The organism is Kribbella sp. ALI-6-A, assembly GCF_001984195.1.
In the GTDB taxonomy this organism is placed as follows: domain Bacteria; phylum Actinomycetota; class Actinomycetes; order Propionibacteriales; family Kribbellaceae; genus Kribbella.
The window spans coordinates 1,968,504-1,989,674 of the sequence record NZ_MTQN01000012.1; the positions used below are offsets into that span (position 1 = coordinate 1,968,504).

Consider the following 21,171-nt stretch of genomic DNA (forward strand, 5'->3'; position numbering starts at 1 on the left):
GTAGAAGTACCAGCAGTTGCAGTACGTAGTCAGTTGCAAGTTGTGGTTGCAGTTCCGTACAGCAGTACCAGTTGTTTGCAGTACCAGCAGTTGAAGTACCAGTAGTTGAAGTTGCAGTACCAGCAGTTGCGGTATCAGTAGTTGCAGTACCAGTAATTGAAGTCAGTTGTCCGCGAGTAAGGAGGATGGGTTCACCGTCAGGGATCGCCCGCCAGTGCCAGTACTTCGCCGGGCGGGTGCCGTAGTTCCATCGTGATGGGAAGGTGGTCTTCGGTTACGCATTCAGCGATCCCCGCAGTGACGGCCTTCAGTTGGCGTGCTGCGGATGTGTTTGACCGGCCTCACGGCCGGAGATGGTGACAAAATCCAACCTCGGGCCCCGGCGCTTCACGCGCCGGGGCCCTTCGACATGGAGTCCGATGATCCTAGATTCACCCACGGAGACCCCGATGAGTTCAGCCCAGACGACCGGGCCGGCACACTTCGACGACGACGACTACCCCGCCTACACGATGGGCCGGGCCGCCGAGATGCTCGGCACCACGCCGGGGTTCCTGCGCAGCCTCGACGAGGCGAAACTGATCACCCCGCAACGGTCCGAGGGCGGCCACCGCCGGTACTCCCGCTACCAGTTGCGGCTGGCCGCACGCGCCCGCGAGCTCGTCGACCAGGGCACGGCGCTCGAGGCGGCGTGCCGGATCATCATCCTGGAGGACCAGCTCGCCGAGGCGCTGCGGATCAACGAGCAGATGCGCGCCAAGGAACAGCCGCCGCAGGCCTAGGCGGCACCACGCCGCAGTACGTCGTCCAGATCCTGGAACGACGAGACGACCTCCGCTGGTCCCAGCGGAGGTCTTGTGCTGTCCCCGGCGGACCCGCCGGGGAGACGATCAGTGGCCTTCGACCTTCAGGCGCTCGAAGGACGCGGTGATCTCCGCCTCGGCGTCGGCGCGGCCGACCCAGGTGGCACCCTCGACCGACTTGCCCGGCTCGAGGTCCTTGTAGACCTCGAAGAAGTGCTGGATCTCGAGGCGGTCGAACTCCGGCACGTGGTGGATGTCGCGCAGGTGCTCCTGACGCGGGTCACCGGCCGGCACGCAGAGCACCTTGTCGTCCGGGCCCTTCTCGTCGGTCATCCGGAACATGCCGATCGCCCGGGCGCGGATCAGGCAGCCGGGGAAGGTCGGCTCGGGCAGCAGCACGAGCGCGTCCAGGGGGTCGCCGTCCTGACCGAGGGTGTCCTCGATGAACCCGTAGTCGGAGGGGTACTGAGTGGACGTGAACAGGGTGCGGTCGAGCCGCAGCCGGTTCGTCTTGTGGTCCAGCTCGTACTTGTTGCGGGTGCCCTTGGGGATCTCGATGAAGACGTCGAACTCCATACGGCAGATACTGTCACGGTTCGGACCGACCAAATGACAGGAGCAGCCTGGTGGCCCGTCCTCTCCGTGCGGTCTTCGTCACGCTGGCCGCCGGCACCGCGCTAGCCGGACTGGTCGGCGGGGCGCAGGCAGTGCCCGCTTCACCGCGGGGCGTCACCACCGGTGCGGCGGCGCCCGTCGTGCTCGCCCCGGCGAAGGCCGAAGGTGTCGTACCCACCGCGGCCGGCGTACGGAAGGTGCTGGCGGCCGCTCTGGCCGACCCGTCGCTCGGCAAGCACTACGGCGCCACCGTGTACGACGCGTCGCGCGGCAAGACGGTCTACTCGGTCGGTACGACGCGCCCGTACGTCCCGGCGTCCACGCTGAAGCTGCTGACCACCGTGGCGGCGCTGGAGACGCTCGGACCGGATCACTGGTTCTCCACCTCGACCGTGCGGAGCGGGAGCTCGCTGATCCTGGTCGGTGGCGGCGACCCGTTGCTGACGCTCAGGCGATCCGGCAACCCGCTGGACTTCCCGGTCCGGGCCACGCTGCAGGACCTGGCCACCAGTACGGCGAAGTCGCTGCGCGAGCAGGGAGTCACCTCGGTCACGCTCGGGTACGACGCGAGGCTGTTCACCGGCCCGGCGGCCAACGCCAAGTGGGAGCCGAACTACGTCCCCGAAGGCATCGCCGCGCCGACCTCCGCGCTGTGGGTGAACGAGGGCCGGATCACCCCGGGGCTGTCGAAGCGCGCCGCGTCGCCGGCCGCGGCGGCCGCCGCGTCGTTCGCGACGCTGCTGCGGACGGCGGGCATCAAGGTCGCCCCGGGCGTGAAGCCGCTGGCGGCTCCCGCCGCGGCCGAGAAGGTGTCCGAGGTCAGGTCGGCGCCGGTCGGCGACATCGTCGAGTACGTGAACCTGCACAGCGACAACGACGGCGCCGAGGTGCTGCTGCGGCACGTCGGGCTGGCCACGGACAACGGCGGCTCGTACGCCGGCGGGATCAAGGGACTGCGGGCCACGCTGACCAAGCTCGGGCTGAACGTGAACAAGGCGCGGATCGAGGACGGCAGCGGGCTGTCGCGGACCAACCAGGTGCCGCTCGACCTGCTCGCCGGGGCGGTCCGGGTCGCGGTGAGCCGCCCGGAGCTGCGGCACCTGATCAGCGGGCTGCCGGTGGCGGGGTTCACCGGAAGCCTGGAGAACAGGTTCGCCGCACCGGGTACGTCGGCCGGGACCGGGCTGGTGCGGGCCAAGACGGGCACGCTGACCGGAGTGCACTCGCTGGCCGGGCTGGTGAGGAGCCGGACCGGGTCACTGCTGGTCTTCGCGGTCGCCACGGACGCCGTACCGGCGAACAAGCCGCTGGAGGCCAGAGCTGCGCTGGACCGGGCCGTCGCCGCGCTGGCCACCTGCGGCTGCGCGGCCTAGCCGGTTCAGCTCCTGCTCCGCCGCTGTCACCCGCGTTCCGGGAGCGCATGTTGGAACATGCCACTAGGGTCGGACTATGAGTACGGCTGAAGGTGGAACCACGGCCGAGATGGTCGATTGGCAGCTGGCGACCGGAGTGGCCCGGAAGCTTCTGCGGCCGGGCCCTGTGGTCAGCCGCGCGGAGGCGGACCAGGTGGTCGCCCAGCTGCGGCAGTTCGCCACGGACTCCGAGCACCACGTCCGGGAGTTCACCGGACTGCAGGCGACCTCGGCGACCGCTCCGGTGGTGATCGTCGACCGGCCCGGCTGGGTGCAGGCCAACGCGGACGGCTTCCGGACCGTGCTGGCGCCGCTGGCCGACAAGCTGCGGGAGAAGCAGGAGAAGACCGGCGGGCTGTCGTCCGCCGTCGGCTCCCGGGTCACCGCGATCGAGGCCGGCGCGCTGCTGGCTTTTCTCTCCTCCCGGGTGCTCGGGCAGTTCGACCCGTTCTACCCGGCCCAGCCCGACCCGGGCCGTCCCGGCCTGACCGGTCGGCTGCTGCTGGTCGCGCCGAACGTGATGCACGTCGAGAACGAGCTGGGCGTCGTACCGCGGGACTTCCGGCTCTGGGTCTGCCTGCACGAGGAGACCCACCGGGTGCAGTTCACCGCGGTGCCCTGGCTGCGGGACCACCTGCGGTCGGAGATCGCCCTGTTCCTGGACCAGGCGGAGCTGGACGCCTCGGCGTACGCGGCGATGTTCCGGGAGGCCGTGCAGCGGCTCGGCCGGTCGGTCAAGGGTGAGGCGGACCTGAGCCTGGTCGACCTGATGCAGTCGCCGGAGCAGCGCGCTGTGCTGGACCGGCTGACCGCGGTGATGTCGCTGCTCGAGGGCCACGCGGACTTCGTGATGGACGGGGTCGGGCCGTCGGTGATCCCGACCGTGGACACCATCCGGTCCAAGTTCACCGCGCGCCGCTCCAGCGGGAACCCGGTCGACCAGCTGCTCAAGCGGCTGCTCGGTCTGGACGCCAAGCTGAAGCAGTACCAGGACGGTGCCGCGTTCGTCCGGCGGGTCTCGACCGGGTCGGCATGGAGGGCTTCAACAAGGTCTGGACCGGCCCGAACACGCTGCCCACCAAGAACGAGATCGCCACCCCGGATGCCTGGATCAGCAGACTTCACGGCTGAGTCCGTCGAGGAGCTGGTGGACAGCAGACGAGGAAAGCTCCATCCGGCGGTCGCGCGCGTCCGTGAGGGCGTCCGGTCCGCGCTCGCCGATCTGCCGGCGGGAACGACGGTGCTCGTCGCCTGCTCGGGTGGAGCCGACTCGTTGGCGCTGGCTGCTGCCACCGCCTTCGAGGCGCCGAAGCTGGGGCTGCGGGCCGGAGCGGTCATCGTCGACCACGGGCTGCAGGCTGACTCCTCGCACGTGGCGGCAGTTGCAGCTGACCAGTGCCGCTCGCTGGGGCTCGACCCGGTAGAGGTGCGGGCAGTAGAGGTCGGTAGCGACGGCGGACCCGAGGGCGCCGCCCGCACAGCCCGGTACGACGCACTGCGTGACGCGGCCGACGCGGTCGGTGCGGACGTCGTACTCCTGGGCCATACCCGCGACGACCAGGCGGAGACCGTCCTGCTCGGGCTGGCGAGGGGGTCCGGTGCGCGGTCCCTGGCCGGGATGGCTTCGGTCGCCGGCCTGCTGCGGCGGCCGCTCCTGGAGGTTCCGCGCGCCACCACGGCTGCCGCGTGCATCGCGTCCGGGCTGCGGCCGTGGCACGACCCGCACAACGACGACCCGCAGTACAGAAGAGTGCGGGTACGGCACGAGGTGCTCCCGGTGATCGAGGAGGCGCTCGGTCCGGGAGTGACCGAAGCGCTGGCCCGGACCGCCGGGCTGCTCCGGGCGGACGCCGACGCGCTCGACGCGCTCGCCGCCGACCTGGCCGAGACAGCGGTACGGCGTACCGGCGAGGAGGTGGTCTGTGACCTCGGCATGCTCGCCGCGGAGCCGCAGGCGATCCGGACGCGGGTGCTGCGCCAGGCCGCGCTGGAAGCCGGTTGCCACGCCACCGACCTGACCGCCGGCCACGTCGCCGCCGTCGACGCGCTGATCACCGACTGGCGGGGGCAGCGCTGGATCGACCTGCCACAAGCGATCCGGGCGATCCGCCGAGGCGGATTCATCCATCTGGCGCGGGGTGTGTCAGGCTAACCGTGTGGACGCGTCGGACATCGAGAAGGACCTGACCGAGATCCTCCATACCGAGGAGGAGATCCTGGCCAAGCTCAACGAGCTGGCGGCCCGGATCGAGGCGGACTACGAGGGCAAGGACCTGCTGGTGGTCGGTGTCCTCAAGGGCGCCGTGATGGTGATGGCGGACCTGGCCCGCTCGTTCAGCCGGCACGTCGAGATGGACTGGATGGCCGTCACGTCGTACGGCTCGGGCACCAAGTCGTCCGGGGTGGTGCGGATCCTCAAGGACCTGGACACCGACATCTCCAACCGGCACGTGCTGATCGTCGAGGACATCATCGACACCGGGCTGACGCTGAGCTGGCTGGTCAGCAACCTGCAGTCGCGCAAGCCGGCCTCGGTGGAGATCTGCACCGCGTTCCGCAAGCCGGACGCGGCCAAGATGGCGGTGCCGGTCAAGTACGTCGGCTTCGACATCCCCGACGAGTTCGTGGTCGGCTACGGGCTGGACTACGCCGAGAAGTACCGCAACCTGCGCTGCGTGGCCACGCTCGCGCCGCACGTCTACTCCTGAGCTCCGCCCGTCCGCTCCTGAGTCGCTCGACGGCTGTTCAGCCCGGTCCAGGCGGGGACTTGGTGACAGGCTGTACAACGGACCGTACCGTCGTCTGGTGACCCTCGTGGTGTGTTGTCTTGTGCGACACGAGACACTTGGGATGGTGTTACCGTCGAAGGCCCCCTCACCCGGGCCTGCTGAGCTAGGAGGGACGGGGCTCGAGCCTCGATCATGGACGTGAAGCGCATCTTCCGCGGACCCCTGTTCTGGATCGTCATCGCCTTCCTCGGCGTCCTGATCATCGGGCAGCTCCTGTCCGGCCCGAACGGCTACAAGACCGAGCCCACCGGCCAGGTCGTGCAGCTGATCCAGCAGGCCACCACCTCGTCGGACAAGACGATCAAGTCGGTGACGCTGATCGATCCCGACCAGGAGATCCGGGTCGAGAAGACCGACGGCTCCAAGGTGCGGGCGCACTGGGTCGACGGCCAGGCCAACACTCTCGGTACGTCGCTGCAGACGCTGTTCCAGCAGGGCAAGATCGAGCGGTACGACGTAGAGAACCCCAAGCCGAGCTTCATCGGCCAGGTGTTCTCGACGCTGATCCCGTTCCTGCTGATCGCGGTCGTGTTCATCTTCTTGATGAACTCGATGCAGGGCGGCGGCTCCCGGGTGATGAGCTTCGCCAAGTCGAAGGCCAAGCTGGTCACCAAGGACACCCCGAAGACCACCTTCGCGGACGTGGCCGGGGCCGACGAGGCGATCGAGGAGCTCGGCGAGATCAAGGAGTTCCTGCAGGAGCCGGGCAAGTTCCAGGCGGTCGGCGCGAAGATCCCCAAGGGCGTGCTGCTGTACGGCCAGCCCGGTACGGGCAAGACGCTGCTGGCGCGGGCGGTCGCGGGTGAGGCGGGCGTTCCGTTCTACTCGATCTCCGGCTCGGACTTCGTCGAGATGTTCGTCGGTGTCGGTGCCTCCCGGGTGCGCGACCTGTTCGAGCAGGCCAAGACCAACGCGCCGGCGATCATCTTCATCGACGAGATCGACGCCGTCGGCCGGCACCGTGGTGCGGGCCTCGGCGGTGGCCACGACGAGCGCGAGCAGACGCTGAACCAGCTGCTGGTCGAGATGGACGGCTTCGACGTCCGCGGCGGTGTGATCCTGATCGCCGCGACCAACCGGCCGGACGTGCTCGACCCGGCGCTGCTGCGGCCGGGCCGCTTCGACCGGCAGATCCCGGTCGACGCGCCGGACCTGCCGGGCCGCGACAAGATCCTCAAGGTGCACGCCCGCGGCAAGCCGATGGCCGAGGACGCGGACCTGACCGCGGTCGCCCGCCGGACGCCGGGCTTCACCGGTGCCGACCTGGCCAACGTGCTGAACGAGGCGGCCCTGCTGACCGCCCGGCTGAACAAGCAGCAGATCGACAAGCACGCGCTCGACGAGGCGATCGACCGGGTGATCGCCGGTCCGCAGCGCCGGACCCGGTTGATGTCGGACAAGGAGAAGGTGCTCACGGCGTACCACGAGGGTGGACACGCCCTGGTCGCCGCCGCGCTGCCGCACTCCGACCCGGTGCACAAGGTGACGATCCTGCCGCGCGGTCGCGCGCTGGGCTACACGATGGTGCTGCCGGACGAGGACAAGTACTCCACCACCCGGTCGGAGATGCTGGACAAGCTGGCCTACATGCTCGGTGGCCGCGCCGCCGAGGAGATGGTGTTCCACGACCCGACCACGGGCGCGAGCAACGACATCGAGAAGGCGACCGCGCTGGCCCGCGCGATGGTCACGCAGTACGGCATGACCGAGCGGCTGGGCGCGATCAAGTTCGGCCAGGACTCCGGTGAGCCGTTCCTTGGCCGCGACCTGGGCAGCCAGCGCAACTACTCCGAGGAGATCGCCGCGGCGGTCGACGAGGAGGTCGGCAAGCTGATCCTGAACGCGCACCAGGAAGCCTTCGACATCCTGGTCGAGAACCGTGCGGTGCTCGACCACCTGGTCGAGCAGCTGCTGGAGAAGGAGACGCTGGACAAGGGCGAGATCGCCGAGATCTTCGCGCCGGTGCGCAAGCGGGAGCTCCGGCCGGCCTGGACCGGTTCGTCCACCCGGGTGCCGTCGGAGCAGCCGCCGGTGATGCCGCTGCCGAGCCGCGGCGAGCAGAACGGTTCGCTGTCCGACGTGATCCCCGGCGGTTCGGTCGGCCCCGACGAGGCGGCCCACGGCCCGAACTACGGCGGCGGCGCGACCCCTCCGGCGGAGTAACCCGGTGACACTGCCCACGTTCGACCACGAGCGGGCCGAGCGGGCCGTTCGCGAGCTGCTGATCGCGATCGGCGAGGACCCGGACCGGGAAGGCCTCAAGGAGACCCCGGCCCGGGTGGCCCGCTCGTACGCGGAGATCACCGCCGGGCTGGGGCTGACCGCGACGGACGTGCTGACCACGACGTTCGACCTCGGCCACGACGAGATGATCCTGGTCAAGGACATCGAGGTGTGGTCGATGTGCGAGCACCACCTGGTCCCGTTCACCGGCGTCGCGCACGTCGGCTACATCCCCGGGCCGGACGGCCGGATCACCGGGCTGTCGAAGCTGGCCCGCCTGGTCGACGTCTACGCCAAGCGCCCGCAGGTGCAGGAGCGGCTGACCACGCAGGTCGCGGAGTCCCTGGTGGAGATCCTCAAACCGCGCGGCGTGATCGTCGTGATCGAGTGCGAGCACCTGTGCATGACCATGCGCGGCGTCCGCAAACCCGGCGCGAAGACCATCACCTCCGCCGTCCGCGGCCAGCTCCGCAACCCCTCCACCCGCGCCGAAGCGATGAGCCTGATCGTCGGCTGAACCCGGTATAGTGGTACCATTTCTTGTACCACTAGGACCGGAGGGTGAAGCATGGCGATCACGGCATCGGCTGCTCGGCGTGACCTCTTTCCACTGATCGAGCAGGTGAACGAGGATCACACCCCGGTGGAGATCACTTCCAAGGCCGGTGACGCTGTTCTGCTGTCGATGGACGACTACCGTGCTCTCGAAGAGACGGCGCACCTCCTCCGGGTGCCGGCCAACGCCCGCAGGCTGCTGGAAAGTCTGGCCCAGGCTCAGCGTGGTGAACGGGAAGAGCACGAGCTGACGTGAGGCTCGTCTTCACCCCGAACGGCTGGGAAGACTACAAGTACTGGCAGCAGACGGAGCGGCAGCAGGTCAAGCGCATCAACAAGTTGATCGATGATGCGCTCCGAGATCCCCAGAGCGGTATCGGCAAGCCGGAGCCTCTGAAGCACATGCTGCAAGGTGCGTGGTCCCGCCGGATCGATTCCGAGCATCGACTCGTCTACCTGGTCGACGGGGACGATCTGGTGATCCTGCAAGCGCGATTCCACTACGGGAAATAGCGACCCTCGAGCGGTCCTTCGGTGTCTGCCGATGGGGCCGTTCTTGTGTTCGATGGGGTTGGGGGCATAGCCCCGAGGGATTCAAGTCGTTGAGAACTCAGAGGCTGTTTCCCATGGACATTCCGTGGCTGAACGTTTACGTTCCGTAGTGGCGTTCCGACTCGGGTGCGGGGCGCCTTCGTGAGGAGGAACGTATGTCAGGGCGTGGCCGGGTGGGCGCCGCAGTTGCCGGAATCGTTGCTCTGACGGCGGCGGGACTGGTCGCGGCGAACGGTGCGCAGGCGGAATCCCGCGCGGGACAGGCGGGCCCGGCCAGCACGGTCGACGCGCAGGACGTCGATCTGCTGCAGCACCAGGAGATCCTCAAGGCCAACGCGTTGGAGACCCGGCTCGGGTCCCGGATCGTCGGCAGTTACCTGGACGACGCGGGTGAGCTGGTGGTCGCCGTCCCGGACGAGGCGACCGCGGAGCTGGTCCGCGCGGCCGGTGCGATTCCGCGACTCGTCCGGTTCACCGCGGCCCAGCTGCAGGCGGTCCAGCGCGACCTCGACAAGATCGCCGTCGGCTCGACCGCCGGCGAGGTGAAGTCCTGGTACGTCGACCCGATCACCGGCACGGTGGTCGTCAGCGTGCCCGACGGCGCCCGGGACGTGTTCACCCAGCGGTTCGTCCGGCGCGCCGAGACGAACGGCGACCGCGTGACGATCCGCAGGACGCCGGGCACGGTCCGCCCGACCGCCGACGACTTCGGCCTGCGCGGCGGCATCCAGGTCGACAAGAACACCGGCTACACCTGCTCGCTGGGCTTCAACGCCCGCGCCGACGACGGCAGCCGGATCTTCCTGACCGCCGGGCACTGTACGGCGGGCAAGCCGTCGTTCTCGCGCAACGGCTATGTGCTCGGCGAGACCCGCAGCTCCAGCTACCCCGGCAACGACTTCGGCACCGTCCGGGTGATCGACGGCTGGGACCAGCGCGGCGAGGTCGAGCGCTGGAACGACGGCGACGTCCGGATCCAGGGCACGACCGGCGTCACGGTCGGCGCCTCGGTCTGCAAGTCCGGCAAGACCACCCACTGGTCCTGCGGCCGGGTGGTGGCCAAGAACGTCACGGTCAACTACGGCGCCAACCAGATCGTCAAAGGCCTGTACCAGCACACCGCCTGCGTCCGGATCGGCGACTCCGGCGGCGCGAACCTGAGCGGCAGCTACGCGCTGGGCATCACCAGCGGCGCGGCGCTGATCAGCGGCGAGTGCCTGCACAAGCACGGCCAGCCCAACGAGTCGTACTCACAACCGATCGGTGAGGCGCTGTCCGCCAGCAACGCCTCATTGGTACTGGGTTAGCAACCCCCGGCAGGCGCTCGGGGATTGATGGGGGCCCGGTACCTAGGTGGGGCAGTTCGATCGGGACCACTACGGTGGTCCAGTGCGAACTGCCCCACCGAGTCATGTTCAGGGACTGCCCACACCGGACCGCGCGCTGGTGATGGGCGTCGTCAACGTGACTCCGGACTCGTTCTCCGACGGCGGGGAGTGGTTCGAGCCGGCCGCGGCGATCAAGCACGGGCGGGAGCTGCTCGCCGAGGGCGCCGACCTGCTGGACGTCGGCGGTGAGTCGACCCGGCCGGGGGCGCAGCGGCCCGAGCCGGCCGAGGAGATCCGCCGGGTGCTGCCGGTGATCGAGGCGCTGGCCGCCGACGGCGCGCTGATCTCGGTCGACACGATGCGCGCCGACGTCGCCGCCCTGGCGCTCGACGCGGGCGCGGTGATGATCAACGACGTGTCCGGCGGCCTGGCCGACCCCGACATGCTGCCGCTGGTCGCCGAGCGCGGTCCGGCGTACGTGTGCATGCACTGGCGTGGCCACTCCGCCGACATGCAGAGCCGGGCCCGGTACGACGACGTGGTGGCCGAGGTGATCGCCGAGCTCGCGGTCCGGCTGGACGCGATCGCCGCGGCCGGGATCGACCTGGCGAAGGTGGCGCTCGATCCGGGACTGGGCTTCGCGAAGAACGCGGACCACAACTGGGAGGTGCTGCGCCGGCTGCGGGAGTTCGCCGTACTGGAGCGGCCGTTGCTGATCGGTGCCTCCCGCAAGGCGTTCCTCGGTAGGCTGCTCGCCGACGAGGAGACCGGCGAGCCCAGGCCCGCCGTACGACGAGACGACGCGAGCGCTGCTGTTTCCGCCCTTGCCGCCGCGAGTGGAGCCTGGTGCGTCCGGGCCCATGCGGTGGCGCCGAGTGCGGACGCGGTCCGGGTGGCGAGCAGGTGGGGAGCGGTATGACCGAAGAGCAGCCGAACCAGGACCAGCCGGGCGCGCAGCAGGGCGCCCGGGAACAGTCGGGCGCGCGCGGCCCGTCGGCCGAGACGAGCGTGCTGACCGCGAACACGGCGTTCTACAACGCGTTCGAGGCCGGTGACCTGGACCTGATGGCGGCGGTCTGGCTGCCGGAGCCGGATCCGGTCTGCATCCACCCGGGCAACGCGGCGATCTCCGGCTACTCGGAGATGATGCGGGCCTGGGCGATGATCTTCGCGAACACGCCGTACATCCAGTTCTTCCTGACCGACGTCCAGGCCCGGGTCGACGGCGACGTGGCCTACGTCACGTGCACGGAGAACGTGCTGTCGTCCGGCGAAGGGGCGCCGGAGGAGGGCTTCGCGGGCGGCAAGGCACTGGCGACCAACGTGTTCCGCAAAACTTCGTCCGGCTGGCGGTTGTGGATCCACCATGCCTCCCCGGTACTGTCGTCTGGGGGGCGAGCGGAGGAGGCGCAATGAGCGGTCCCGTGGTGCCCCCTGACGTGATCGAGATCCGCGGCATCCGGGGCTTCGGCCGGCACGGGGTGTTCGACCACGAGCGGGCCGACGGCCAGGAGTTCGTCGTCGACGTCCGGCTCGAGCTGGACACCCGGAAGGCGGCCGCCTCGGACGACCTGGCCGACACCGTGAACTACGGCGTGGTCGCCGAGCAGGTGCACGCCGCGATCGAGAACGACCCCGTCGACCTGATCGAGACCCTGGCCGAGCGGATCGCCACGATCTGCCTGGCCGACCCGCGCGTCACCGGCACCGCGGTGACGATTCACAAACCCTCGGCGCCGATCACCGTGCCGTTCGACGATGTTGTCCTGACCGTGCAGCGCAAACCCGGAGATACCCCGTGACTGAGACCCCTAGTCCCCACGTCATCGACGCGGACACCCTCAGCGGTGGCCTGAAGCCGATCCGCCAGGTGATCCTGTCGCTCGGCAGCAACCTCGGCGACCGTGAGGCGAACCTGCAGGGCGCCGTGGACGCGCTCCGGGACACTCCGGACGTCGTGGTCGTCGACGTCTCGCCGGTCTACGAGACCGCGCCGATCGGTGGGCCGGAGGAGTCCGGCCCGTACCTGAACATCGTGCTGCTGGCCGACACCACGCTGGCCGTCGAGACGCTGCTGGACCGCGCGCACGCCGTCGAGCAGGCCTTCGGCCGGGAGCGCGGCGTGCCGGGCGCGCCGCGCACGCTGGACGTCGACCTGATCACGTACGGCAAGAAGACGATCGAGTCCGACGAGCTGACCGTGCCGCACCCGCGGGCGCACGAGCGCGCGTTCGTGCTGGCGCCGTGGCTGGACATCGAGCCGGACGCCGAACTGCCGGGCCTCGGCCCGGTCGCCGACCTGCTCGCGAAGGTCGGGACGGCGGGCGTCACCAAGCTCGACGAGCCGACCATCGAGCTGCAGTAGTGGTGTCTGGCAGTCCCGGGCCGGGCCGGGCGCCCGGCAAGGAGCCGCAGCGGCCGGGCTCGGTCCGGCCGACGGCCCGCCGCCTGCTGATCGCGATCGCCGTCCTCGGGGCGGCGATCGGGGTCACCATGGTCAAGGCGATCGAGTCCGGCGGCGGTGTGGCGCCGACGGTGTCGTGGCTCACGCTGGTCGCGTGGGCGTTCCTGGCCGCGCTGCTGTTCGTTGCCGCCCGCAACACTCACCAGCGGGTCCAGGTCCGGCGGGAACGGATCGAGCCGTCGCGCGCGGTCTTCCTGCTGATGCTCGGAAAAGCCAGCGCGTTTGTCGGCGCGTTGTGCACCGGTGTGTACGCAGGGTTCGCGTTATCCTTCCTGGACGCCGTGGGCTCCAGCGGGCCGCGGAACAGGGTGATCACAGCGGGTGTCGCCGCGGTGATCTCAGTGCTGGTCGTCACGGCCGGATTGCTGCTCGAACGTGCGTGTCGTATCCCCGAAGACCCCGACGAGACCACCTAACATGTCGGTCCATGGGGTCAAGGGGTAGCCGCCGTCGAACCAGGACCACCGTTCTCACCGCCGCCAACAGTCTGCTGATCGTCGTCTGCCTGGCCGTCAGTGTCGCGTTGTTCGCCCAGAACGCGTGGATCCTGCGTGCCGCCGCAGTCGTCGCCGTACTGGTCGCGATCGGCTGCTCTCTGCTGATCCGCCACCAGCTGCTGGTCGAACGTCTCGCCCACAGCGACGAACGCGCGCAGGTCGCCCAGGAGTACTCCCGGATCACCAGTGCCCGCGTCGTCGAGAACGCCGAGTTCGTCGACCTGATGCAGCGCCGCCTGGACAAGATCGACCAGCGCCTCGACAAGATCGACGAGGAGGTCGCCACCGTGGTCGCGGCCGGCGACAAGCATTCCCACGCCGACGCCCCGACAGTGGTCGACCTGAAGCTCCGCGGCCTCGCGGCCTCCTGATCCCTCTCAGGGGTTAGCGTCGGGGGCATGCGCCCGCTGCTGTTCCTCGACGTGGACGGCCCACTGATCCCGTACGGCGACCCGCCGTACCCGGCGTACGGCGAGCCTGGTCCTGACGGCAATCCCCTGCTGACCCGGCTCGATCCCCGGCACGGCCCGCGACTTCTGGCGCTGGGTCTGGAGCTCGTCTGGGCGACGACGTGGATCGGGGAAGCCAACGAGGTCATCGCTCCTCGACTGGGCCTGCCGGAGCTGCCGTGCGTCGCGTGGGCTGAGGAGCAGCCGGCTGACGAGCAGATCTACTGGAAGACGCCCGAGGTGCTGGCGTGGGCGGACGGTCGGCCGTTCGTGTGGTTCGACGACGAGATCGGCGAGCGCGAGCAGGCGTGGGTGAGCGAGCGGTCGCCTTCGCCGGCGCTGCTGCATCACGTGGATCCCGGGGCGGGGCTGCGGTCGGCTGACTATGCGGCGGTCGAGGCCTGGGTGCGAGTTGCCGGTTCGATGGATGGAGGTAGTTGATGGGAATCCTGGTACGCGCCGAGTTCGTCGTGAGGGACGGGGTCGAGCAAGAGTTCGCGGCGGCGGTGCGGGCTCTGTTGGGGCGGGTGGCTGAGGAGGCCGGCACGCTGCGGTACGACTGGTTCCGAGGGCCGGGGTACGTCGTGGCGCTGGAGGAGTACGCCGACTCGGCGGCTGTGCTCGCGCATCAGGAGCATGTGGGGGACGTGCTCGCGCAGGTCTTCGAGCTGGCGGAGTTGACAGTGCTGCAGGTGCACGGCGAGGTGTCGCCGGAGCTGCGGGAGCTGTTGGACTCGATGCCGATGGCCGAGGTGTTTCCGCCGCTCGGTTAGGTTGCTGGTACCGACCGCCTGCTGAGGAGACGCCTGTGACCGACCTGCGCCGTTTGCTGGAGATCGCCGAAGGGGCGGTGGCGGTCGCCGCTGACCTGGTGGAGTCGCGCGAGCCCGGCGCTCTGCACTCCAAGGGTGACCGGGACATGGCCTCCGACACGGACATCGCGGTCGAGCGGGCGGTCCGGGAGCATCTGGCCAAGGTGACGCCGGAGATCGCGTTCCTGGGCGAGGAGGAGGGCGCTCGTCCCGGCGAGGGGCAGCTGTCCTGGGTCCTCGACCCGATCGACGGCACGGTGAACTACGTGCACGGCGTCCCGCTGTGGGGCATCTCGCTCGGCCTGGTCGACGGCGACCGGCAGGTGGCCGGCGTACTGGACTTCCCGATGCTGGGGACGCGCTACCTGGCCGCGGACGGTCTGGGCGCCACCCGCAACGCCGAAACGATCCAGGCCAGCAAGACCACCGAGCTGTCCGAGGCCATGGTGATGGCCGGCGACTTCGCGGTCGGTGAGGACGCCGCCGAGAAGAACCGCGCCCGCTTCGCGCTGATCGAGCTCCTGGTCCCGCGCGTCCAGCGCATCCGGATGCTCGGCACGGGCGCGCTGCACCTGGCGCTCGTCGCCGACGGAAGCCTCGATGCCGCCGTCATGTTCAGCAACAAACCGTGGGACACCAGCGCCGGCGCGGTGATTGCCCGCGAGGCCGGCGCGGTCGTGCTGGACCTCGACGGTTCCCCGCACGACGTCGCCTCGAGCGCGACCATCGCGCTGGCGCCGGGCATCGCCGACGAGCTGCTCCCGCTGATCCAGCAGGCCGCCGGAGGCTGACCGCCGGACGGGCCAGGTGCCGACGAACCGAGGACCGGATCGTCGGCACCGCAGGGATTACTGGCCGTAGGCCTTCGCGGTCCAGCCGAGCTGGCCGAGCGAGCCGCCCTTCATGTCCGTGGCGACGCCGTCCTTGCTGTTGGCGTCGAAGTGCACCGAGGCCCTGCCGTCGGCCGTGATGGCGAGCAGCGGCCGCCCGGTGGGGTGCGCGTCGCAGAAGCCGGTGCTGAGGCTGGTGAAGGAGGCCCAGCCGCTCGTCCGCAGCGTCTTGCCGGAGATCTTGGTCGGGGTGGCGCGGTTGATCTGCCACTCCCGGAGCTCACCGTTGACCTTGGTGCCGATCAGTACGTCGACGGCGCTGCTGCCCGTTCCGCGCGTGCCCTCGTACGTCAGGGTGTTGACGCCGCCCCAACCGGTCGCCAGCGTCACCGGCGCCGAGTACGTGAACGCTCCGTTCACGTACTTCTCCTGGTACCGGTACAGCGTGCTGCCCGCCACGCGGTACAGGTACGGCGAGGCCGTCGCGAGGATCCGGGTGTTGGCGAACCCGGTCGCGAGATGGCTGGAGCTCGACGACATGATGGACCAGCTGCCGTCCTCCTGGCGATGACCCTCGCGACTCAGCTTGTACAGCCGGCCGTCGGTCGGGTGGGCGGCGATCTCGGTACTGCGGAAGACGGTGTCGTCACCGGAGCCGCCGAGCTGCTGATGCGCCGTCGGCACCCAGTCGAGGTCGTCGTTGCCGTACTGCTTGGTGCTGGTCCGGCCACCGTCGTAACTGTAGGTCAGACGCTGCCCGTCGGAGCGGTACGCCGCGGTGGAGACCCTGCAGTCCGTGGGGACGTCGCCGATCGCCGCGGTCGCCGACCGGGCCGTCCCGACCAGGCCGGCCACGCCGAGGCCGGTCGCGACGACGGTCAGTGCGGTGGCGGCTGCCACGATGGATTTACGCATCCGGGGAGTTCCTCCAGGGGTCGGGTTCGCGCGGGCAGTCCGCCCGCGCAGGGTGATGCCGTCGGCATCCTTTCCCACCCCGCTGACACACCACTGCCCGTACTCCGCCCGTACCTGTCGCCGTTCTTGTAGGGCCTTCTGAATGTGCAACACTGTTGCCCCGGGCAACTTTCGGAGACGCGCAGGCGCACGACCTGTGAGGAGGCAGTGGTTGCCGTCCGCTGTGGAGGCCCCGGGCTGATCTCCAGACGCTGCCGGGACAGCGCGAGTTACTTGTCGATGTCCCCGACGACGAAGAACATGCTGCCGAGGATGGCGATCATGTCCGCGACGATGGTGCCGGGCAGCATCTCGGGCAGCACCGAGATGTTGTTGAAGCTGGCCGAGCGCAGCTTCAGCCGCCACGGGGTCTTGTCGCCGCGGGAGACCAGGTAGTAGCCGTTGATGCCCAGCGGGTTCTCGGTCCAGGTGTAGGTCTGGCCCTCGGGGACCTTGAGGATCTTCGGCAGCCGTACGTTGACCGGGCCGGCGGGCATCGACGCCAGGCGGTCGAGGCAGGCGTCGACCAGATCCAGGGACACCTTGACCTGTTCCAGCAGCAGCGCGAAGCGGCCGAAGCAGTCGCCGTCGGAGCGGGTGACGACGCGCAGTACGCCGTCGCGCAGCAGTTCGTCGTACGCGAGGTACGGCTCGTCGCGGCGCAGGTCGGCGTCGACGCCGGAGGCCCGGGCGATCGGGCCGGTGACGCCGTACGCCGCGATGAGTTCGGGGGACAGCTTGCCGACGCCGACGGTCCGGGCGCGGAAGATCTCGTTGCCCAGCACGAGATTCTCGATGTCGGGCAGCCGGCCGCGGACGGCGGTGGACGCCGCGGAGGCGCGACCGAGCCAGCCGTGCGGGAGGTCCTCCTTGAGTCCGCCGACGCGGTTGAACATGTAGTGCATCCGCCCGCCGGACAGTTCCTCCAGCACGGCCTGGATCGTCTCGCGCTCGCGGAAGGCGTAGAAGACGGGCGTGATCGCGCCCAGCTCGAGCGGGTAGGAGCCGAGGAACATCAGGTGGTTCAGCACCCGGTTCAGCTCGGCCAGCAGGGTGCGCATCCAGACCGCGCGGACCGGGACCTCGAGCCCCATCATCCGCTCGACGCCCATCACGACGCCGAGCTCGTTGGAGAACGCCGAGAGCCAGTCGTGCCGGTTCGCCAGCACGATGATCTGCCGGTAGTCGCGGACCTCGAACAGCTTCTCGGCGCCGCGGTGCATGTAGCCGATGATCGGCTCGCAGCCGATGATGCGCTCGCCGTCCAGGGTCAGCCGCAGCCGCAGGACGCCGTGCGTCGCGGGGTGCTGCGGCCCGATGTTGAGCACCATGTCGGTGGTCGGCAGCTCGGACCCGGCGCCGGTGCCCCCGCGCTCGTACAGCGGGTCCAGCCCGGCTGCTCCCGCGCCGATTCCCACCACTCTTTCCGCACTCATGCCCCCTATCGTGACAGGCTTGGAGCGTGGACGACCTCTTCGCACCTTCGGATGTCAGCTGGACGCCGGTTTCGCCGAAGCTCGCCGCGGTCCGCCGGGTGACGTCGGCGATCTTCTGCGGCCTGGTCGCCGTGGCCGGCCTGTTCGCCTTCGGGCTGATGCTGAGCTGGCTGTACGCCGGGTTGTGGGTGCTGCTGGTGGCGGCCGGATTCGCCTGGTCGTGGAGCCTGATCGGGCGCAACCAGCGGTCCTGGAAGTACGCCGAGCGCGAGGACGAGCTGCTGGTCAGCCACGGCATCATGTTCCGCCAGCTGGTGGTCGTGCCGTACGGGCGAATGCAGTTCGTCGACGTCGCGGCAGGCCCGCTGGAGCGGTCGTACGGGATCGCCACGGTCGAGCTGCACACGGCGACGCCGGCCACCGACGCGAAGATCCCCGGTCTGCATCCCGACGAGGCGAGCCGGCTGCGTGACCGGCTGTCCGCCCTGGGCCAAGCTCAGGCGTGGGGCCTGTGACCGAGCCGAACGCCCCATCCGGAGCGCCGCCGCACGCCCCGGATCCGGACGCCCCGGCCCCGCCGCCGTACGGCGCGACGCCGGAGCCGGCTCCTCTCGTCGAGCGCGAGGGCGACCGGCTCCACCCGCTGACGCCGTTCGTGAAGGGCTGGGGATACTTCGTCGTCGCCGCGTTCGCGATGGCCAACAACGAAGGGCTGCGCAGCAACCTCAAAATCGCCGGGATCGCGCTGGCCGGCGTGCTGGTCGGCGGCATGCTGCTCGGCGCGTTGTCGTGGTGGTTCACCAAGTGGCAGCTGACCGACGACGCGGTCCGGGTGGACAGCGGGTTCCTGTTCCGCCGGACGCGGATCATCCGGTTCGACCGGATCCAGGCGATCGACGTGGCGCAGCCGTTCGTCGCGCGGCTGTTCAACATGGCCGAGCTGCGGATGGACGTGGCCGGCGGCAGCCGCAGTGACGGCAAGCTGAGCTACTTCACCTCCGAGGAGGCCGCCAAGCTGCGCGGCATCCTGCTCGTCCGGGCCAAGGGCAAGGAGGCCGCCGAAGAGGCGGCGCAGCCGGAGCAGGAGCCGCCACCGCTGCTGGTCGTTCCGACCGGGCGCCTGCTCGGTGCGACGCTGCTGTCGTCCACAGTGCTCGGTAGTCTCGCCGGTCTGATCTGGCTGATCGTGGCCACGACCGTGCTGGAGTTCCACGTCGGTCTGTTCGCCGGCCTGCCGCTGCTGCTCGGTGTGGTGCAGCCGATCTGGAAGCAGGTCGTCGGCAACCACCGGTTCACGCTGGTCGAGAGCCGGGACGGCCTGCGGACCAAGCGCGGCCTGTTCGACCTGCAGCGCCAGACCGTCCCGCCGGGCCGGGTGCAGGGCCTGCTGATCACCGAGCCGCTGATCTGGCGTCGCCTCGGCTGGTCCCGCGTCGACCTGGACATCGCCGGTGTGGTCGGCGGAGTCTCCGGCGACGGTGAGGAGGACCAGAACGGCGTCCAGCTGCTCCCGGTCGGCGAGCGCACCGAGGTGGCCGGCGTACTGGCCCGGGTCCTGCCCGGCTTCGACCTGTCCCGCATCGAGATGCACCGGGCGCCGAGCCGGGTGAAGTGGCTCCGCCCGGTCGGCTGGCGCTACCTCGCGTACGGCGCGGACGACCAGGTGCTGGTCACGCAGCGCGGCTGGGTGAGCCGCAAGACCTCAGTGGTCCTGCATCACAAGACCCAGTCGGTCCGTGTCCAGCAGGGCCCGATCCAGCGCCGCCTCCGGCTGGCCAACGTCCACATCGACACCCCGCAGGGCCCCACCGACGCCATCGCCCTCCACCGCGACCTGGCCGACGCGGCCGACCTCCTGGAAGCTCAGACCACCAGAGCGCGCGAGGCCCGCCGTACGACGTCCGCGCCTCTCCCTGTCCAGACCCAGCCGAACGCGCCGAGCCCGGAGGGGTCCAGCAGTTCAGCGGCCTCGCCGGCGGAGGACAACCCCGCGACGTAGCGCAGGGGATCGCTGCGGGCCAGGTCGTTGCCGGGGCGGTCGGCGGAGACGCCGAGGGTGAGCAGGGCGGTTCGCTGGGTGGTGATGGTGCCGCCGAGCGAGTCCAGGGCGACGTGGGCGGTGAGGTCGCAGCTGCCGTCGGGGACCGGGTCGCATTCGCGGCCGCGGCGAAAACCGGTCAGTGTCCCGTACGGCGGCCGCCCGGCGCGCACATGGCCGTAGTCGATCGCGATCGCCAGGCCGGTCTCCAAGCGGTCGAGGACCCCGGCCCACGCGGCGTCGCGGGTGGTCCCGATCTCGGCGCGATCGCCCGGCTCGGCCAGCGGCCACCACTGGTCGAGCCAGCCGCGATCGTTGCCCTCGACAACTGGACCGAGGGAGAAATCCTCCAGCAGGTAACGCGGAACGCCGTCGTCGTCCAGCTCCGCGAGCTCGCACGGGATGTTGTCGAGCCACTCGTTGGCGACCACGAGGCCGTTGAGCGTGGCCGGCAGTTCGTCGTCCAGCTCGATGCCGGTCACGGTCAGATCGGGGTCGAGTGCCGCGACAGCCTGGCCGAGTTCCCCGGAGCCGGAGCCGATGTCGGTGAGGTGAGTGGCACCGATCGACCGCGCCAGCCGGACCAGCGCGCCCGCGAAGAGCGGGGAGGCGTGCACCGAGGTCCGGAAGTGAGCAGCCGGTCGCTCGCGGCGGTAGAACCCGTCGGCGCCGTACAGCGCCTCGTCCCAGGCCTCCCGGAAGCTACGCACGGGCGATTCAGGGGATGGGCGCGCGCTACACACGAGCACCTAGGGGCACCGAGCCGGTCAGCTGCCAGATGCCGTCGTCGCCCTCCCGCCAGATGGTGAGGTCGTCCAGCCGCACCGCCGGCGGCGGCGACATGGCCAGCGCCTCCTCGGCCGCCGCGACGACCGCCGGACCGCCCTGGCCGGACATGGCGATCGTCAGGTGCGGGTGCGGCTCGAGGTGCTCACCGCCGTACGGCGGGCATTCGGGGAAGGCGAACAGGACCGCGTTGACCAGGGCAAGCACCTCGTCGTACGGCTCGGGCAGCAGCCAGCTCGTCCCGTTCTCGAACTGCCCGGCCGAGTTGAACGACAGGTCGAACGGCGCGACGTCGGCGACCGCTTCGGTCAGGCGCAGCACGTCCTCCGGCGACGGGTCCTGCAGCCAGGGCACCAGCACGGTCACGTGCGGCGGCACCAGCGCGCTGAGCGGCAGCTCGGGCCGGGCGGGCGAGTACGACGCCGAGCGCCACCGATCGGTGAACGCGGCCAGCTCCGGTACGGCGATCGGGATCGCGGTCCGGCCGGTCGGCTCGGGCCAGGGGTCGGCGAATCTGCTCACCGCCTCATGCTCCCACCTGTGACGCACGACTCCACCACGTGCCGCCGATCCGCCGTACGCTGGTCCGCAACCGCACCAATCGTCTGGTACCTCGTGAGAGGACTGG

The 21,171-nt window shown here is 69.9% G+C and carries 24 protein-coding genes and 1 pseudogene; 20 read left to right on the forward strand and 5 right to left on the reverse strand.

All coding sequences use genetic code 11. The features are described from left to right. Nucleotides 1-449: 449 nt before the first annotated feature. Nucleotides 450-782: a MerR family transcriptional regulator gene (locus tag BWI15_RS35885; protein ID WP_077018905.1), complete on the forward strand. Its 333-nt coding sequence runs from the start codon at nucleotides 450-452 to the stop codon at nucleotides 780-782. Nucleotides 783-890: 108 nt separating this feature from the next. Here BWI15_RS35885 and BWI15_RS35890 read toward each other — a convergent pair whose 3' ends face one another. Next, nucleotides 891-1,379 carry an inorganic diphosphatase gene (locus tag BWI15_RS35890; RefSeq protein ID WP_077018906.1) on the reverse strand — a complete coding sequence of 163 codons (489 nt, stop codon included), beginning with the start codon at nucleotides 1,377-1,379 and terminating at the stop codon, nucleotides 891-893. A gap of 50 nt (nucleotides 1,380-1,429) precedes the next feature. Between BWI15_RS35890 and dacB the strand changes: the two genes are divergently transcribed. The 17 genes from dacB to BWI15_RS35980 all read left to right on the forward strand — a co-directional run bounded on the left by dacB (nucleotide 1,430) and on the right by BWI15_RS35980 (nucleotide 15,290). Further along, nucleotides 1,430-2,791: a D-alanyl-D-alanine carboxypeptidase/D-alanyl-D-alanine endopeptidase gene (gene dacB / locus BWI15_RS35895; RefSeq protein ID WP_077018907.1), complete on the forward strand. Its 1,362-nt coding sequence runs from the start codon at nucleotides 1,430-1,432 to the stop codon at nucleotides 2,789-2,791. Between the two features lie 76 nt (nucleotides 2,792-2,867). Then, complete coding sequence (tilS, locus tag BWI15_RS40785) at nucleotides 2,868-4,982, forward strand: tRNA lysidine(34) synthetase TilS (protein ID WP_441327747.1); 2,115 nt, start codon at nucleotides 2,868-2,870, stop codon at nucleotides 4,980-4,982. A gap of 4 nt (nucleotides 4,983-4,986) precedes the next feature. Continuing rightward, nucleotides 4,987-5,538 (forward strand): hypoxanthine phosphoribosyltransferase, encoded by a 552-nt coding sequence (gene hpt, locus BWI15_RS35910; RefSeq protein ID WP_077018909.1) that lies wholly within the window; start codon nucleotides 4,987-4,989, stop codon nucleotides 5,536-5,538. A 213-nt stretch (nucleotides 5,539-5,751) separates the two neighbouring features. Continuing rightward, a complete protein-coding gene (ftsH, locus tag BWI15_RS35915) occupies nucleotides 5,752-7,782 on the forward strand; it encodes an ATP-dependent zinc metalloprotease FtsH (RefSeq protein WP_077018910.1) in 2,031 nt (676 codons plus the stop codon). 4 nt (nucleotides 7,783-7,786) lie between these two features. Continuing rightward, a complete protein-coding gene (folE, locus tag BWI15_RS35920; RefSeq protein WP_077018911.1) occupies nucleotides 7,787-8,359 on the forward strand; it encodes a GTP cyclohydrolase I FolE in 573 nt (190 codons plus the stop codon). Nucleotides 8,360-8,410: 51 nt separating this feature from the next. Next, on the forward strand, nucleotides 8,411-8,653 hold the full coding sequence (locus tag BWI15_RS35925) for a type II toxin-antitoxin system Phd/YefM family antitoxin (protein ID WP_077018912.1): 243 nt from the start codon (nucleotides 8,411-8,413) through the stop codon (nucleotides 8,651-8,653). Continuing rightward, the gene (locus tag BWI15_RS35930) at nucleotides 8,650-8,910 is read left to right on the forward strand and encodes a Txe/YoeB family addiction module toxin (protein ID WP_077018913.1); all 261 of its coding nucleotides are present in this window, start codon (nucleotides 8,650-8,652) and stop codon (nucleotides 8,908-8,910) included. Before BWI15_RS35925 ends, BWI15_RS35930 begins: the two co-directional genes overlap by 4 nt. A gap of 194 nt (nucleotides 8,911-9,104) precedes the next feature. Continuing rightward, on the forward strand, nucleotides 9,105-10,256 hold the full coding sequence (locus BWI15_RS35935) for a S1 family peptidase (protein ID WP_077018914.1): 1,152 nt from the start codon (nucleotides 9,105-9,107) through the stop codon (nucleotides 10,254-10,256). Nucleotides 10,257-10,398: 142 nt separating this feature from the next. Next, nucleotides 10,399-11,196 carry a dihydropteroate synthase gene (gene folP, locus BWI15_RS35940; protein WP_077018915.1) on the forward strand — a complete coding sequence of 266 codons (798 nt, stop codon included), beginning with the start codon at nucleotides 10,399-10,401 and terminating at the stop codon, nucleotides 11,194-11,196. Continuing rightward, complete coding sequence (locus BWI15_RS35945) at nucleotides 11,193-11,693, forward strand: nuclear transport factor 2 family protein (protein WP_083751198.1); 501 nt, start codon at nucleotides 11,193-11,195, stop codon at nucleotides 11,691-11,693. The genes folP and BWI15_RS35945 overlap by 4 nt, the downstream gene beginning before the upstream one ends. Continuing rightward, nucleotides 11,690-12,079, forward strand: a complete 390-nt coding sequence (gene folB, locus BWI15_RS35950; protein ID WP_077018916.1) for a dihydroneopterin aldolase — start codon at nucleotides 11,690-11,692, stop codon at nucleotides 12,077-12,079. Before BWI15_RS35945 ends, folB begins: the two co-directional genes overlap by 4 nt. Continuing rightward, nucleotides 12,076-12,642 (forward strand): 2-amino-4-hydroxy-6-hydroxymethyldihydropteridine diphosphokinase, encoded by a 567-nt coding sequence (gene folK, locus BWI15_RS35955; RefSeq protein WP_077018917.1) that lies wholly within the window; start codon nucleotides 12,076-12,078, stop codon nucleotides 12,640-12,642. The genes folB and folK overlap by 4 nt, the downstream gene beginning before the upstream one ends. Nucleotides 12,643-12,644: 2 nt before the next feature. Then, the gene (locus BWI15_RS35960) at nucleotides 12,645-13,157 is read left to right on the forward strand and encodes a DUF3180 domain-containing protein (RefSeq protein WP_237771607.1); all 513 of its coding nucleotides are present in this window, start codon (nucleotides 12,645-12,647) and stop codon (nucleotides 13,155-13,157) included. Nucleotides 13,158-13,168: 11 nt separating this feature from the next. Continuing rightward, the gene (locus BWI15_RS35965) at nucleotides 13,169-13,609 is read left to right on the forward strand and encodes a hypothetical protein (RefSeq protein WP_077018919.1); all 441 of its coding nucleotides are present in this window, start codon (nucleotides 13,169-13,171) and stop codon (nucleotides 13,607-13,609) included. Between the two features lie 27 nt (nucleotides 13,610-13,636). Beyond that, the gene (locus BWI15_RS35970; RefSeq protein ID WP_077018920.1) at nucleotides 13,637-14,128 is read left to right on the forward strand and encodes an HAD domain-containing protein; all 492 of its coding nucleotides are present in this window, start codon (nucleotides 13,637-13,639) and stop codon (nucleotides 14,126-14,128) included. Continuing rightward, nucleotides 14,128-14,460 (forward strand): putative quinol monooxygenase, encoded by a 333-nt coding sequence (locus BWI15_RS35975; RefSeq protein ID WP_077018921.1) that lies wholly within the window; start codon nucleotides 14,128-14,130, stop codon nucleotides 14,458-14,460. The genes BWI15_RS35970 and BWI15_RS35975 overlap by 1 nt, the downstream gene beginning before the upstream one ends. A gap of 35 nt (nucleotides 14,461-14,495) precedes the next feature. Continuing rightward, on the forward strand, nucleotides 14,496-15,290 hold the full coding sequence (locus BWI15_RS35980; RefSeq protein WP_077018922.1) for an inositol monophosphatase family protein: 795 nt from the start codon (nucleotides 14,496-14,498) through the stop codon (nucleotides 15,288-15,290). Between the two features lie 57 nt (nucleotides 15,291-15,347). On the opposite strand, the gene BWI15_RS35985 is transcribed toward BWI15_RS35980, so the two are convergent. Both BWI15_RS35985 and BWI15_RS35990 read right to left on the reverse strand, forming a co-directional pair. Next, on the reverse strand, nucleotides 15,348-16,244 hold the full coding sequence (locus BWI15_RS35985) for a hypothetical protein (RefSeq protein WP_143466113.1): 897 nt from the start codon (nucleotides 16,242-16,244) through the stop codon (nucleotides 15,348-15,350). Between the two features lie 269 nt (nucleotides 16,245-16,513). Further along, nucleotides 16,514-17,719: an NADH-quinone oxidoreductase subunit D gene (locus BWI15_RS35990; RefSeq protein WP_077018924.1), complete on the reverse strand. Its 1,206-nt coding sequence runs from the start codon at nucleotides 17,717-17,719 to the stop codon at nucleotides 16,514-16,516. A 26-nt stretch (nucleotides 17,720-17,745) separates the two neighbouring features. Here BWI15_RS35990 and BWI15_RS35995 point away from each other — a divergent pair, with 26 nt between their 5' ends. Further along, a complete protein-coding gene (locus tag BWI15_RS35995) occupies nucleotides 17,746-18,234 on the forward strand; it encodes a PH domain-containing protein (RefSeq protein WP_077018925.1) in 489 nt (162 codons plus the stop codon). Then, nucleotides 18,231-19,718 (forward strand): PH domain-containing protein, encoded by a 1,488-nt coding sequence (locus BWI15_RS36000; protein WP_083751199.1) that lies wholly within the window; start codon nucleotides 18,231-18,233, stop codon nucleotides 19,716-19,718. Before BWI15_RS35995 ends, BWI15_RS36000 begins: the two co-directional genes overlap by 4 nt. A gap of 98 nt (nucleotides 19,719-19,816) precedes the next feature. On the opposite strand, the pseudogene BWI15_RS40655 reads toward BWI15_RS36000, so the two are convergent. Next, nucleotides 19,817-20,506, reverse strand: a pseudogene (locus BWI15_RS40655) (SAM-dependent methyltransferase); the annotation flags it as partial. After that, nucleotides 20,493-21,065 (reverse strand): 2'-5' RNA ligase family protein, encoded by a 573-nt coding sequence (locus tag BWI15_RS36010; RefSeq protein ID WP_077018927.1) that lies wholly within the window; start codon nucleotides 21,063-21,065, stop codon nucleotides 20,493-20,495. The gene BWI15_RS36010 and the pseudogene BWI15_RS40655, both read right to left, overlap by 14 nt. Between the last annotated feature and the right edge of the window lie 106 nt (nucleotides 21,066-21,171).